Raw genomic sequence first — 13,614 nt, forward strand, 5'->3', positions numbered from 1 at the left:
AGAAATACGAGATGTGAGAAATTCGGCATTAAAAGGCTCTGGAAGACGCAAATACAATGGCGCTATTTAGTATGCCGATATGAAGGGTACTAATATGCATATGGCGCAGGGATGTTACCGCAAAATCAGCATTCAAGCCGTACAGGGCAAAAGAAGAATGCGATAACCAATTCAGGTTGCTGGTGAGGAAAATAAGCATGAAAATCGATATCGTTTCATACTCGAGCATTATGGGGGTTACATTGGGGATGTCACCCCATGATGTTGAACAGGTGTTAGGGAAGTCAACATTTTCAAGCATCAATCCCAGTAATTATTTAGTGAATGAATATTTATTATTATCCAATAGGTTAATTGTTGTTTGTTTCGATAAAATTGAATTTGGCTCAGTCATAGATGTACATGTAAATGTTTTTGATAGTGATACTTTTGTGGTCAATGATAGTGATCCTATTTCGTGTAAATTATTAGTTAATACTTTTAGTCAGTTAGATAAGAAAAAGTATGTGTGGGACGATGAAATTCTTTTCTTAGAACTTGGAATTGTTCTGGGTCAATTTGACTATGAAGATGATCAATACCCTAAGTATATTGATATATTCAACATCGGCTCACAAGATGATGTAATCGATAAGGGCATATTCAAGCCATTTGATTGTTCGTCAATATAGGAATGGAAACCTTGATACCCGATATCAAGTTGTACATTCAAGTTGCAAAGTATAGCTGCCAATATTTTTAATAAGCCGAGACATGTCTCCACTCAAACCTCAGATTATTAGATTAGTGATGGTTCGAGTGATGGCTTAGTTTAACTGGAAAGGAAACCGAAATATTGAAATTTTTGGATGATTTTTCTAATGGTTGCGGGAGATTGAACTAATGTCTGATACACATTATGTATTAATGAATGATTATGTTAGCCCATATCAATCGATTAACCCTATAGGCATTTTAGCGCTGGAGCCGGACACTGAGCTGCCAGTGCGCCCCAATAGGTTTAATTTCCCTTTCAATGTCAAAGATATTGACGGAGATGAAATATTTTGGAATTTCAACAAAATAGAGCCTTTGCTATTTGATTACCGCCAGTACCACGGGCATTTGGTTTCTTCTAAAATGATGGAACTGCTTGATGGGTTAAGACTGGCGCCACACTACAAGAAGCGCTTGAACGTTTATATGAAAGGCAAGCCAGTGCCGCATGATTATTTCTATCTGGCGTTTGACCGTGGCAGTTGGCACAAAGGGGTGCAACTGGATCCCGAACAAATTTTCTACGATGTAGAGCGTTCAACTTATCAGCTTGACAGAGATGGTGTGATACTACCATCTGGTTTTATTGCACTCACACCACTCGCCAGCCAGTACGATGTGTTTCAAATGACTAATGTATTCTATTTGTCGCGTTATATCGTGTTTACGGCCAAGGCCAAGGAGCAGCTAGAGGCGGTCGGCGTCAAGGGGGGGAAGTTTGTTCCCTTGCAGGAGGCTTTTGATGCAGCCCTTAAAGAGGGGCGCCAAAAGTTGAGTGACTTATTGCCCAAGGTGAAAAAACCAATAAAACCTTGGTTTGCCGATGTCAGCAAAAAAGATCATCAAGACTGATGGCCTCATATAAGCTACTGCAACGTTATATGGGGAGGGAGTAATTCATGTTGAGTCTTCTAATAAAAAAATATATTAGCCCAATGCTGAAGTTGTCAGGATTTAAAAAGAAGGGAATGACTTGGAATAGAGAATACTTTGGCACTGTACAGGTTATTGATATCCAATTTACCAGTTATATAAAAAATCATATTAATTTCACCATTAACGTTGGAATACTAAATTTAGATATTAGGCCAATTTTTTTTGATGCAATAAAAGATGGCTTTGTGGGAGAGGTGGAATGTTTTCCGCGTTTTCGGCTCAAGCGTTTATTGGCCGGATTTGATATGAAAAAAGTTGACGAATGGTGGGCACTGTCTTCTGAGAATGATGTGGATATTGTTGGGGCTGAAGTAGTAGTAGCTTTAACAGATAAATGCCTTGCGATGTTGGATAGTCTTTATACACTCCAAGATGTTTTGATTTTAGCAGACCAAGCATTACCGAGAATGCCTGCGGAAAAAATATCGCACGCGACTCTGCTTCTGCTCAATGGTGATATTGAGCGTGCAAAAGGTATATTGGCTGAATTTGAACACTCCGAGGTGTGGGGAGCAAGGGTTGCTAAAGTTTACAAGAGATTTTCCATTGCGGGCTGAAGGATAAGGATAGTGTTGATTCCTATAAATAATGATATTTTCTCATCAATTAAACAACATGATTTAGAAACGTTTTGTTCATCGATTGTTGGATGGGATATAAATGGAAAGAATGATGCAGGCAATGGGATATTGCATGCTGCAATAGCTTATGGTTTTGATGATGTCGCTATTTTTTTTATTGAGAATGGTGGCGACTTAAACATGCAGGATGCTAGTGGTAATACTGCTTTGCATTATTGTGCTGACTCGAAAAACATAAGGGTCGCTGAATTACTGTTAAATAATGGTGCAAAGTTAAATCTAGCAAATGCAATAGGTGATGTACCTTTGATGAATGCTGTGTTCGAATCCACCTCCGAAGATTTCTCAATGGTAGCGTTGTTTTTAAGATATACCTGTGATGTGGATAGAAAGAATAATTACGGAAGTTCCCCATTGGACTTTGCGAGAACCATTGGTATTAATGATGTGGTTAATTGTCTTGAGAAGTACGTTTATTCTGATGGTGTAGTCGTCGATAGGCCAAGTGTTAAGTACTTAGACTTAACTCTAAACGATGAAGATCTTACTGAATGGGTATGGGATAACTTAATCCCTTCATCTGGTCAGGCATCAAGCGTGCAAGGAGAGATTTTACGTGTTATTGAGAAGTTGAGATGGGAAAGCCAACAGAATGGCAATATCAATTGGGATGATTGTTTTGTGATGATGGTAGATTTTCTTGAACAGCAATTAGTCGAAGGCTCATCGTTTACTCAGGAAGTAAAGGCATCAATTCAACAAGACTTAATGAGGTTACGTACATTTGTACCTCTAAATGAAATTGAAGACGACTTTTCAGTTTCTGATTTACCGTATATTGCTGATGACTTGTACGATAGGTTAGTTGAACATTTTGTTCAATTTTGTCGTTCAAATAATGAAGTAATTCTGCATACAATAGATTCTAAACAGTTCAGATAAACCCACTTAATACATAGTGGCTAGACTAACTAAGGAGGATAGTTTTTGAAACAACTATTTTTGATATTACTATTAGGTTTCTGTGTCTATAAAGGCTGGCAGGATTTCGGCCCCAAGCCGGCGTTGGCGCCTTTGTACGACGCACCCTATGTAGCCGTCTATGGCCGCGATTCCTGTGGTCATACCCAGAGGTTGCTGCGGGAATTGCGCCGCGAGGGGCTGGTGGCGCACTATTTTAATGTGGATGACGCCGAAGTCGCGGGCAGGCTGCATGCCCGCATGGAGAGTCAAGTAATATCGACCCAGCGTTACGATTTGCCTGTGGTGGACGTCAATGCCAAGTTCAGCATACGCCCGCCACTTGCTGGGGTGCGGGCGGATTTACAAGCAACAAATTAGCCAAAATTTTGGGTTACATGTTTGATGGATTGTTAAAGGAAAGGCTTGATGGGACAGGGAATTGGGAAATAAGCTTGGCAGTATCAGTGGCAGGTTTTAAAGGCATTTAGTATGGTTTATTTGGATTCCTCAGTACCTGCACAAGGACAGCAGTTTTCAGCCTCTGATGAAAATATCTTCGTAAGAATGTTTTGAGTAACCTACTAGTAAGTGTTGCTTCAATATATTTCTAGGTAAATGCCAGTAAGCAGTCTCAATGCATAGTACGTTCTGTGCAACCTATCTCGTCAGAGATACAGGATACTATGAAAGAACGTGTATAAAATAATAAGGTTTGTCGATTAATAAATGCGTTTTACTTTCTACGGGCAAACTTTATTGTCGCTGCACATTAGATGTAATATTGAACATCCAAAACTGCTTTAGATCAATAAACCTATTATAGAGACAGCGCAGACATCATCCGTATCGATGTATGTAAGCATTATTTGCTCTTATCCTTAAGCACTTAAATTACGCTCGAAGTTAACAATGTTTACATCCGGTTTTATTTTGTAGAGTTGAGCTAAACGACCACCGGATTTAACTTTTTCATCTATTATTGCAAACATTTCTGATGCTTCAATACGGCGAATTAAGCTTTTTCGTTGAATAGTTTTTTCAATAATGGTCTCGATAACCGTTTTAAGTTGGCCGACCGTAAAATATTCTGGTAAGCAGTAAACGGGTACCATTGAATATAGCGCTTTTTGTTGGAGGCGCAGTTTCGCTTGCTCAATAATATATTGATGGTCAAAAGCAATGGATAAGTATTTTAATTGATTAACATCAATCCACTGAACGTCTTCAACCGTGTCTATATGCGATGACACATCCTGTTCAGCAATTAATGCAAAATAAACCAAGGTAACGCTGAAGCCTCTAGGATCTCTATCTTTACTTGAAAATGCTTGTAGTTGTTCAATGTACAGCGGCTCAATACTGGTTTTCTCTTTGAGCTTTCTCAATGCTGTTTGATCGGTTGTTTCATCAATATCAATATTGACAAATCCCCCTGGAAGTCCCCAAGAACCTATAAATGGTTGGTTAGCACGCTTCACCATAAGCACTTTTAATGATGCTTCTTTTACGGTAAATAGCACACTATCTACTGTAAATAATGGATTTTTGAACTGGTTAATATCATATTTTTCAGTCATTTTATTTTAAAAAAGTTCTTTATGTCTTTGCGACACATTAATGATTCACAAGACTTACGTCAATTAAAAATAAATATTGACACGATAGTGTCCCAGAGAAAAAGCCTAAGAGTGTCGAAAGGACATTAATTGGATGTTGTTATGTTTGGTTTTAAATATGTAAAAGCAGATCCATCTACACACTTGATGCTATGTAAAAAGGCAATGTTATTCAGGAAGGTGTCAGAGTCAGTTTTTTTTGCTATTGCGCCAAGCTCATCATTGGTTGCTATTCCAAGTAACAGTAAAGAACTCCCGTTTGTATTCAGGCTACAGACGGCAGATTTTCAAAAATTAAGTCTTCAGGGGCATGGGATCTACGGGCTGGTTTAAAAGCATTCTGGCAGGTGCTAGAGGCATCGCAAAGCAGCCTATACAGAATGAACTTACAGACGGTTTTCCGTGGTCAAGCCCATATCTCTATTACTCCTTTAGGGAGCCATTTCTTTCAGTTAAAACCGGTTGTAAACTCGGTTTTGGTCAAATCTCAAATCAATCTTGTTTTTCTATAGCATCAAAAATGCCTGAAAACGGAGTGATATTTTCAGATGGCATTGAGCAAGATGCAATTGAGTTCAATGCTGGCGTGGTCGCCTATATTTCAATAAGTTCACGTGTTGGTCATTTGATTAAAAAATAGTAATGTTTTTAATATCAGTTATTTGAATTAGCTGTTACTATTTTTTTCTTAAATATTAATGAATGTGTCTTATTGACACAAATTTCTTGTTTAAGATTAAAATCTTTGCTACATTCAATAGTGTCTTAGGGACACTATATTAAAAGGAGTTAACATGAATGTATTTAGTCACGATTTGTCAGGAAATAAAACGGTATTTAACTACGACACTTTTACTTTTTCAGGTGGCGAAGAGCACATCCGCTTTAATATAGAAGAGATATTAACGTCAGTAAAAATCGAAATTTTTGCTCGTTTAACTAGTTCATCTCAAATTGTAAAATTAATGGTGGCAGTCGATGCATTAAGAAGACTGTCAAATGACAGTATCCCAATTGAACTCGTCATCCCTTATTTCCCTTATGCTCGCCAAGATAGAGTATGTGTCGAAGGAGAAGCATTAGGTGCTTCTGTTATGGCAAACTTCATTAATCAGCTTAGTTTTTCTAAAGTAACAATATGGGATGCTCATAGCGATGTGTCCCCAGCGCTCCTACACCGAGTCGTCAATATACCCCAATTGTCATTGCTTATGCGTTGCGAAGAGTTATGTCAACGCTTAGCAAAGGGTGAGCTAACACTTATTTCTCCTGATGCAGGTGCCAGCAAAAAAACGATTAAGATTGCCGAAGCATTTAAGGGTGAACCTGAGGTTATTCAAGCTCAGAAAATTCGAGATCTTAAAAGTGGTGACATTATCAGCACTGAAATTTTAGGTGACGTTCAAGGTAAAAAAGTGCTGATCGCAGATGATATCTGTGATGGTGGTCGTACATTCATTGAGTTGGCAAAGGTTCTTAGAGCTAAAGGCGCCATCGAAATATCATTGTTTATTACCCACGGTATTTTTTCAAAAGGTGTCGATGTGTTTGTAGGGTTAATCGATACGATTTACACCACTGACTCGTTTAAACCAGCTGAAGAGTTTACAAAAAATAAAAATATTAATTTACAAATCATAGAGATGTAAGGAAACCCTCATGACTATTACAGCAGCAAGTATGCAAAAAGATGTTTATAAAGAATTTCATAGCCGTGCTTATCATCCAGATGTCACTGAAGTATATGCAAATTATACTTCAAGAAGCGGTAAATTAAGTAATGTTGAGAATAACGATAAAGTCGCATTTGTTGGTTTGCAGTACTTTATTAAAAGCTATTTACAGGAAGAGTGGGCTGAGTTCTTTAAAGTGGATAAAGCCTCTGCCGTTGCTAATCATAAGCGAATTATGAGTGCTATGTTAGGTTATCCGGTTAATGTTAAATATTTAGAGGACTTACACGATTTAGGTTATTTACCACTAAAAATTAAAGCTTTACCTGAAGGCACGCTAGTTCCTTATCTAGTACCACCGATCACTGTTGTCAATACCAAAGAGGGTTTTCAGTGGCTAACTAACATGATTGAAACTGTGTTGAGCTGTGAAAACTGGCCGATTCAAACGAGTGCAACAACGTCAGTTGCATATTTGAAAGTATTCAAAGAGTTCGCAGATAAAACTGGGTTGTCAATGGATTTTGTACCTTTTCAGGGGCATGACTTCAGCTTTAGAGGCATGTTTGGTAAACACGCTGCAGCAATGAGTGGTTTTGGTCATTTGGCGTCAGGTCTAGTCGGAACCGATACTATTCCCGCCGTACTATTTGCAGAAAAGTACTATGGTGCCAATGTGGATGCTGAACTAGTGGGGTGTTCAGTTGATGCCACTGAACATTCGGTGACATGCTCTTGGATTATGGAAGGTGAGATAGAGTTTTTTAGATACTTAATGAGAGAACAATCTCCTAAAGGTATATTGAGTGTCGTGTCAGACACTTGGGATTTTTGGACGTTAGTTACTGAGTATCTACCACAATTAAAACAAGAGATTATAGCTCGCGAAGGAACGTTAGTTATCCGTCCTGACTCTGGTGATCCTGTAAAAATTCTGACCGGATATAAAGTCTCTCCAGTATCTGATTATGCAGAATTGTTTAACAGTCAGAATGAGGCTGAAAAAGATGTTATTAACAATGGTTATGAAGCTTATCGTTGGAATGGAAACTATTTTGGTTTTGAAGAAGATCAAACCATTAACCTAATGGACTTTGAAGTGAAAGGGCTTATTGAGTGCCTTTGGGATATTTTTGGTGGTACCACCACAGACAAAGGTTTTAAGTTACTTGATGAGCATATTGGTGCCATTTATGGTGATGCAATTACATTACCGCGCCAACGTCAAATATTACAGCGTTTAATGGATAAAGGCTTTGCGTCTAAAGTGGTTTTAGGAATTGGTTCTTATAGTTACCAGTATGTCACCCGTGATACCCATGGTTCAGCAGTTAAAGCTACCAGTGTTGTTAAAAACGGTGAGCGAGTCGCGATATTTAAAGATCCTAAAACAGATGCTAAGAAAAAATCTGCTAAAGGATTACTTAAAATAGAGCGAGTTAATGGTGAGTTAGTATTGTTTGATAATGTTACTGAGCTCGAAGAATCTCAAGGTTTACTTGACGTTGTTTTTGAAAATGGACAGTTAGTTAAAGAAACGACTCTAGCGCAAATACGAGAAAGGATTAATAACCAGATTTCACGTTAAATTATCTATCGCGTCGTTGTTATGATTAACAGACACACTGATAAAAATAAAAAACCTATTTACTAATCAGTAAGTAGGTTTTTTGTAACTCAAGCTTGTATATGTAAATAATCATATATACACTCAGGTGTATATTTTTATTGCGTGTTAGTGAGTCAACAATGAAAAAGAAAACGGTGTTGTTTCTCTGTACTGGCAATTCGGCGCGCTCACAAATGGCTGAAGCCTTACTAAGAAGCAGGGCTGCGGATCTATTTGATGTATTTAGTGCTGGCACGCAGCCTGAAGATATTGACCAAAGGGCCATTGACGCCATAGCTCGCTTTGGCGCTGACACTCGGGGTTTAGTGTCTAAAAAGCTACAAACCTTTGCGGGTAAAGCATTTGATTACGTGATTACCCTTTGTGACAAAGCCAATAACGAATGTCGTAGTTATCCTGGCGCGGGTAAGCAACTGGCGTGGGACTTTCCTGATCCTAAAAATCGCGCAGGTGAACAAGCATTTTTGATCACCTTAAATGACATCAACAACCGCCTGACGATGTTTTTGTCAGTGGAGCAACCAACTACAGAGCCAATGTCGCTAGAGACTCAGTCTGCATTGAATGCCGCTGAATTCTCCAGTATTGATCCCCTCGTATTTTATAAATGCCTTACCGATGACATTCGCTTAAAAAGCTTAATGTTGACCCATTACCACGGTGAATTGTGTGTGTGTGAGCTAATGGCGGCGCTGAATGAAGATAGCCAACCTAAGGTGTCGCGTAATTTAGCCTTGTTAAAAAAGGCAGCGATTATTAGCGACAGAAAAAATGGTCAATGGGTGTTTTATCGCATCAATCCTAACTTACCTCTATGGGCCAAATCAGTAATAGCACAAACCACCGAAAACAACCTTGGGTTGATTATGTCGTCATTACAACGATTAGACATTATGCAAAATAGGCCTAATAAGGTGAGCTTTTGTCGCTAGTCTGATGTTGTCATTTTAAGAATACGTTGTGGTATACCTCGTTGTTTGGAGTTATTTGTATGGGAACGTTCGAACGGTTTTTATCGGTATGGGTTGGCTTAAGCATGTTGGCCGGAGTGTTGTTAGGTTTATGGCAGCCCGGGGTCTTTCAGACTATCGCTAATCTTGAAATTGCCCACGTTAACTTGGTTGTTGCGGTGTTTATTTGGGTGATGATTTATCCAATGATGGTGCAAATTGATTTTTCGGCAATGAAAGATGTAGGTAAAAACCCTAAGGGATTATTACTTACCATTGTCATTAATTGGTTAATTAAACCCTTTACCATGGCAGTATTGGGCTGGTTGTTTTTTAAGGTGCTGTTTGCCGATTTGGTCGACCCTGCATCTGCGCAAGAGTATATCGCTGGGATGATTTTATTAGGCGTTGCACCTTGTACTGCAATGGTGTTCGTGTGGTCGCAATTAACTAAAGGTGATGCGAACTACACATTAGTACAAGTGTCAGTTAATGACGTAATTATGATTTTTGCCTTTGCACCAATTACTGCATTATTACTGGGTGTAAGCGATATTCAGGTGCCATGGGAAACCTTGCTTATATCGGTATTATTGTATGTGTTGTTACCGCTATTGGCCGGTGTAACAACGCGTTACTTGCTTAATCGTCGTCATGGCTTAGCCGCTGTTAACTCATTTTTGGCCAATTTAAAACCATGGTCGATTATCGGTTTACTGGCCACAGTGGTGTTGCTGTTCGGTTTTCAAGCTGAAGTGATTGTGTCAGATCCGCAAACCATTGGCTTAATTGCCATACCACTAGTTATTCAAACGTACGGTATTTTTATTATTGGGTACATAGCAGCTAAATGGCTGAAATTAGCCCATAACATTGCCGCCCCAGCTTGTTTAATTGGTACATCTAACTTTTTCGAGCTAGCTGTCGCTGTGGCGATATCGTTGTTTGGGCTGCACTCAGGAGCCGCGTTGGCTACGGTTGTAGGGGTATTAGTTGAAGTGCCGGTGATGTTATCGCTGGTGGCCATTATCAATCGGACTCAACATTGGTTTAACCATTAATTAAGTCAGTTTGTGAATTCGGCTTTGTGAATCAATTTATGAACATATTTTGAAGTTACTTTTTGGAGTTAACCATGCAAGCTCATCCTTATGATGTTTTAGCGTTAGATAATGGCGCCAAGCTGATTTTTACCCCGTGTCCTGGTACCAAAGATGAAGCATTAGCTGCGTCAGTTGCCACATTAAAGGCGGCGGGTGCAAAAATGCTAATCACTTTGATGTTTGATGACGAAATAGTGCGTAATAAAGCGGATAATTTACCCGAAGAATGTGCCTCACAGGCCATTACTTGGGTGCAATTGCCCATTGCTGACGATGCTGCGCCAGGGCAAGAGTTTGAAACTCAGTGGTTAGCCCATAAACTCCAGATTATTGAATTGCTGAATAACCGAAACGCTATCGCAGTGCATTGTAAAGGCGGTTCGGGCCGCACGGGATTAGTCATTGGTCTGATATTAGTAAGCTTAGGCTGGCCTAAAGATAAAGTGATTAATGCAGTGCAAACTCTGCGACCCAAGGCGCTGACTCATCCGGTTCAGCGTGAATATTTTGATGCATTTAATGGTTAGCATGTAGTGACTAACCTTTAACATTACCCTTAAAAATCAGAGCAAGCTTAGGACACCATCATGACAATAAAAATAGGCATTAACGGTTTTGGCCGTATGGGACGTTTATCAATGCGTGCGGCGTATGATTGGGACGATGTTGAAATTGTGCACATTAATGATCCCGCTGGCGATGCTGCTACCCTGGCGCACTTAATGACCTTTGATTCAGTTCATGGTCGTTGGCATCATGAAGCGACACATGATGGTGGTGCCATAGTGATTAACGGTAAAGCTATTCCTTGCAGTCGTAATGTGGTCACCCAAGACACTGATTGGTCAAAATGCGATGTAGTGATTGAAGCCTCCGGCAAGATAAAAACCAAAGCCTTGCTACAAGCTTACTTAGATCAAGGGGTCAAAAGAGTTGTAGTAACCGCGCCAGTAAAAGAAGACGGTGTGCTCAATATTGTGATGGGCGTAAATGAGCATTTATACGATAAAGCGATTCATCCAATCGTAACGGCAGCTTCTTGTACCACCAATTGTTTAGCGCCTGTGGTAAAAGTGATCCACGAAAAAATAGGCATTAAACATGGCTCGATGACCACTATTCATGACATTACTAACACCCAAACGATTTTAGATGCACCGCATCAAGATTTACGCCGCGCCCGTGCGTGTGGAATCAGTTTAATTCCAACCACCACCGGCTCTGCTACTGCCATTACTCATATTTTTCCTGAATTGAAAGGCAAGTTAAATGGCCATGCGATTCGGGTGCCGCTAGCCAATGCATCGCTTACCGATTGTGTGTTTGAAGTGGCCCGTGGCACAACGGCAGAAGAAGTAAACCAGCTTTTGAAGCAAGCTGCTGATAGCGAACTTAAGGGGATTATGGGTTATGAAGAGCGCCCATTAGTGTCGGTCGATTATAAAACCGATCCACGCTCAAGTATTATCGATGCCTTATCGACCATGGTGGTTAATGATACCCAAGTTAAGCTGTATGTGTGGTACGACAATGAGTGGGGTTACGCTAATCGCACCGCTGAGCTTGCGCGCAAAGTAGGTTTGGCGGACAAGGAATAAGCTAACATGGGGCTGTTAACTTTCAGTACATTGCCATCTCACATTAAGCAATATCTAATAATCACTGGTAATTATTGGGCATTTACCTTAACCGATGGTGCACTGCGTATGCTGGTGGTGCTGTATTTTCATCAGCTAGGTTACAGCCCGTTCAATATCGCGATGTTGTTTTTGTTTTATGAGATTTTTGGCGTAGTCACTAATCTTGTAGGTGGTTGGCTAGGGGCAAGGCTTGGCTTAAATAACACCATGAACATTGGCTTAGGGTTACAAATAGTTGCGCTAGCTATGTTGGCCGTACCAGCGGACATGTTGACCATAATGTATGTCATGGTTGCGCAAGCCTTGTCGGGTATTGCTAAAGACCTCAATAAAATGAGCGCCAAGAGTGCGATTAAAATGTTGGTGCCTAGTGATGCGCAGAGCAAGTTGTATCAATGGGTGGCTATTCTTACTGGCTCTAAAAATGCGTTAAAAGGACTGGGGTTCTTTTTAGGTGGCATTTTGCTCACGCTATTTGAATTTCGCGGTGCAGTGCTGTTGATGGCAGCCTTATTAGCTTGTGTGTGGGTGATGAGTCTATTGAGCTTAAAAGCGGATTTAGGCAAAGCGAAAAATAAACCTAAATTTATCGATATTTTTTCCAAAAGTCCGGCGATTAATTTGTTGTCGGCAGCGCGAATGTTTTTGTTTGGTGCTCGAGATGTATGGTTTGTGGTGGCGTTACCAGTGTTTTTAGCGGTGACATTTGAATGGGATCATTGGTGGGTGGGCGGTTTTATGGCGAGTTGGGTGATTGGCTACGGCATCGTCCAGTCATTTGCGCCTTATGTTACTGGTAAAAAACACGGCAAAGTACCAACAGGACGCGCAGCCTTTGTATGGGCTGGCTACTTATTACTTATTCCTGCTGCTATTGCTCTTGCGTTGCACTTTAACTTTTATATCCACGTGACATTAATTGCCGGATTAATGCTATTTGGCGCTGTGTTTGCCATTAACTCGTCACTGCACAGTTATCTGATTGTTAGTTATGCAGGTCATGATGGCGTGTCACTTGATGTGGGATTTTATTACATGGCCAACGCCATGGGACGTCTTATCGGCACCGTTCTTTCGGGGTTGGTGTATCAAATATACGGTTTAGAAGCTTGTTTGTGGATATCGAGTGGCTTTATAGCGCTAGCAACATTAATATCATTTAAGCTGCCGTATACGTTGTAATGCTTGGTGTTATTCTGGCGGCGCTTATGTTGACTCCTTTTCATTGCTCCTTTCGATACTGGTTCGCTAGTATCTGAAACTCTTACCGGAAACATCGGTAAAAAGTGCCTACAAGTCTGTGGCTCTTCCATCGCTCATTTTTCGATATTAAATTAAATCCTTTATAATCATGGTTTTAATTTTTTATTTACTGTTGGCACGATGTTGGCATTAGTAAAAACATAGTCGTTGTGTAAATGGTTAATTCTCAGATGGTTAGGTATGAGGTCGATATCAAAAGGATTAGCACATCACGCACCATACTGTAAATCGTACACCAAGGAGGTTTTTATGTTGGGCTGGACATTAATGTTTTTAGTTATAGCCGTTATAGCAGGACTATTGGGTTTTACTGGTATTGCTGGAGCCGCAGCAGGGATCGCCAAAATTATTTTCTTTATCTTTATTGTATTACTGGTGATTTCATTATTATCCAGTGCGATTAGAGGTAAAGGTCCCCGAGCATAGTAGGTAACCTGAGCTCTGAAGCCGAGTTAAGGTTAGCGACAAAACGTTATTCGATTACAACCATCATCTAGGAGATG

The 13,614-nt window shown here is 40.0% G+C and carries 15 protein-coding genes; 14 read left to right on the top strand and 1 reads right to left on the bottom strand.

What is annotated here, in order from left to right; translation table 11 throughout:
* Positions 1–197: 197 nt before the first annotated feature.
* From ACED29_RS16435 to ACED29_RS16455, 5 genes are all read left to right on the top strand, one after another.
* Positions 198–671 carry a hypothetical protein gene (locus tag ACED29_RS16435; RefSeq protein WP_371698110.1) on the top strand — a complete coding sequence of 158 codons (474 nt, stop codon included), beginning with the start codon at positions 198–200 and terminating at the stop codon, positions 669–671.
* A gap of 211 nt (positions 672–882) precedes the next feature.
* Complete coding sequence (locus ACED29_RS16440; RefSeq protein WP_371698111.1) at positions 883–1,608, top strand: Imm43 family immunity protein; 726 nt, start codon at positions 883–885, stop codon at positions 1,606–1,608.
* Between the two features lie 47 nt (positions 1,609–1,655).
* Complete coding sequence (locus tag ACED29_RS16445) at positions 1,656–2,249, top strand: DUF4304 domain-containing protein (RefSeq protein ID WP_371698112.1); 594 nt, start codon at positions 1,656–1,658, stop codon at positions 2,247–2,249.
* 12 nt (positions 2,250–2,261) lie between these two features.
* Positions 2,262–3,215 (top strand): ankyrin repeat domain-containing protein, encoded by a 954-nt coding sequence (locus tag ACED29_RS16450; RefSeq protein ID WP_371698113.1) that lies wholly within the window; start codon positions 2,262–2,264, stop codon positions 3,213–3,215.
* A gap of 45 nt (positions 3,216–3,260) precedes the next feature.
* Positions 3,261–3,614, top strand: a complete 354-nt coding sequence (locus tag ACED29_RS16455; protein WP_371698114.1) for a hypothetical protein — start codon at positions 3,261–3,263, stop codon at positions 3,612–3,614.
* Positions 3,615–4,114: 500 nt separating this feature from the next.
* On the opposite strand, the gene ACED29_RS16460 is transcribed toward ACED29_RS16455, so the two are convergent.
* Positions 4,115–4,813 (bottom strand): NUDIX domain-containing protein, encoded by a 699-nt coding sequence (locus tag ACED29_RS16460; protein ID WP_371698115.1) that lies wholly within the window; start codon positions 4,811–4,813, stop codon positions 4,115–4,117.
* 349 nt (positions 4,814–5,162) lie between these two features.
* Here ACED29_RS16460 and ACED29_RS16465 point away from each other — a divergent pair, with 349 nt between their 5' ends.
* The 9 genes from ACED29_RS16465 to ACED29_RS16505 all read left to right on the top strand — a co-directional run bounded on the left by ACED29_RS16465 (position 5,163) and on the right by ACED29_RS16505 (position 13,537).
* Positions 5,163–5,492, top strand: coding sequence for a hypothetical protein (locus ACED29_RS16465; RefSeq protein WP_371698116.1), 330 nt, complete (start codon positions 5,163–5,165; stop codon positions 5,490–5,492).
* 154 nt (positions 5,493–5,646) lie between these two features.
* Positions 5,647–6,501 carry a ribose-phosphate diphosphokinase gene (gene prs / locus ACED29_RS16470; protein ID WP_371698117.1) on the top strand — a complete coding sequence of 285 codons (855 nt, stop codon included), beginning with the start codon at positions 5,647–5,649 and terminating at the stop codon, positions 6,499–6,501.
* 10 nt (positions 6,502–6,511) lie between these two features.
* A complete protein-coding gene (locus tag ACED29_RS16475) occupies positions 6,512–8,113 on the top strand; it encodes a nicotinate phosphoribosyltransferase (protein WP_371698118.1) in 1,602 nt (533 codons plus the stop codon).
* Positions 8,114–8,274: 161 nt separating this feature from the next.
* Positions 8,275–9,087, top strand: a complete 813-nt coding sequence (locus ACED29_RS16480; protein ID WP_371698119.1) for a metalloregulator ArsR/SmtB family transcription factor — start codon at positions 8,275–8,277, stop codon at positions 9,085–9,087.
* A 59-nt stretch (positions 9,088–9,146) separates the two neighbouring features.
* Positions 9,147–10,166 (top strand): ACR3 family arsenite efflux transporter, encoded by a 1,020-nt coding sequence (arsB, locus tag ACED29_RS16485; RefSeq protein ID WP_371698120.1) that lies wholly within the window; start codon positions 9,147–9,149, stop codon positions 10,164–10,166.
* A 74-nt stretch (positions 10,167–10,240) separates the two neighbouring features.
* A complete protein-coding gene (locus ACED29_RS16490; RefSeq protein ID WP_371698121.1) occupies positions 10,241–10,735 on the top strand; it encodes a tyrosine-protein phosphatase in 495 nt (164 codons plus the stop codon).
* Positions 10,736–10,795: 60 nt separating this feature from the next.
* Positions 10,796–11,806 carry an ArsJ-associated glyceraldehyde-3-phosphate dehydrogenase gene (locus ACED29_RS16495; protein WP_347690582.1) on the top strand — a complete coding sequence of 337 codons (1,011 nt, stop codon included), beginning with the start codon at positions 10,796–10,798 and terminating at the stop codon, positions 11,804–11,806.
* Positions 11,807–11,812: 6 nt separating this feature from the next.
* On the top strand, positions 11,813–13,030 hold the full coding sequence (gene arsJ / locus ACED29_RS16500) for an organoarsenical effux MFS transporter ArsJ (RefSeq protein WP_182723136.1): 1,218 nt from the start codon (positions 11,813–11,815) through the stop codon (positions 13,028–13,030).
* Between the two features lie 330 nt (positions 13,031–13,360).
* On the top strand, positions 13,361–13,537 hold the full coding sequence (locus ACED29_RS16505) for a DUF1328 family protein (protein ID WP_124016635.1): 177 nt from the start codon (positions 13,361–13,363) through the stop codon (positions 13,535–13,537).
* The last annotated feature ends 77 nt before the right edge of the window (positions 13,538–13,614 follow it).

It is taken from the genome of Shewanella sp. 5S214 (genome assembly GCF_041439795.1).
Classification (GTDB): domain Bacteria; phylum Pseudomonadota; class Gammaproteobacteria; order Enterobacterales; family Shewanellaceae; genus Shewanella; species Shewanella vesiculosa.

Excerpts from the sequence above, each read along its gene's own strand:
- ACED29_RS16435 (WP_371698110.1), top strand. The coding sequence starts at position 198 with ATGAAAATCGATATCGTTTCATACTCGAGCATTATGGGGGTTACATTG.
- arsJ (WP_182723136.1), top strand. The coding sequence starts at position 11,813 with ATGGGGCTGTTAACTTTCAGTACATTGCCATCTCACATTAAGCAATAT.
- ACED29_RS16495 (WP_347690582.1), top strand. The coding sequence starts at position 10,796 with ATGACAATAAAAATAGGCATTAACGGTTTTGGCCGTATGGGACGTTTA.
- prs (WP_371698117.1), top strand. The coding sequence starts at position 5,647 with ATGAATGTATTTAGTCACGATTTGTCAGGAAATAAAACGGTATTTAAC.
- ACED29_RS16460 (WP_371698115.1), bottom strand. The coding sequence starts at position 4,813 with ATGACTGAAAAATATGATATTAACCAGTTCAAAAATCCATTATTTACA.
- ACED29_RS16465 (WP_371698116.1), top strand. The coding sequence starts at position 5,163 with ATGGGATCTACGGGCTGGTTTAAAAGCATTCTGGCAGGTGCTAGAGGC.
- ACED29_RS16490 (WP_371698121.1), top strand. The coding sequence starts at position 10,241 with ATGCAAGCTCATCCTTATGATGTTTTAGCGTTAGATAATGGCGCCAAG.
- ACED29_RS16445 (WP_371698112.1), top strand. The coding sequence starts at position 1,656 with ATGTTGAGTCTTCTAATAAAAAAATATATTAGCCCAATGCTGAAGTTG.
- ACED29_RS16440 (WP_371698111.1), top strand. The coding sequence starts at position 883 with ATGTCTGATACACATTATGTATTAATGAATGATTATGTTAGCCCATAT.
- arsB (WP_371698120.1), top strand. The coding sequence starts at position 9,147 with ATGGGAACGTTCGAACGGTTTTTATCGGTATGGGTTGGCTTAAGCATG.
- ACED29_RS16475 (WP_371698118.1), top strand. The coding sequence starts at position 6,512 with ATGACTATTACAGCAGCAAGTATGCAAAAAGATGTTTATAAAGAATTT.
- ACED29_RS16505 (WP_124016635.1), top strand. The coding sequence starts at position 13,361 with ATGTTGGGCTGGACATTAATGTTTTTAGTTATAGCCGTTATAGCAGGA.
- ACED29_RS16480 (WP_371698119.1), top strand. The coding sequence starts at position 8,275 with ATGAAAAAGAAAACGGTGTTGTTTCTCTGTACTGGCAATTCGGCGCGC.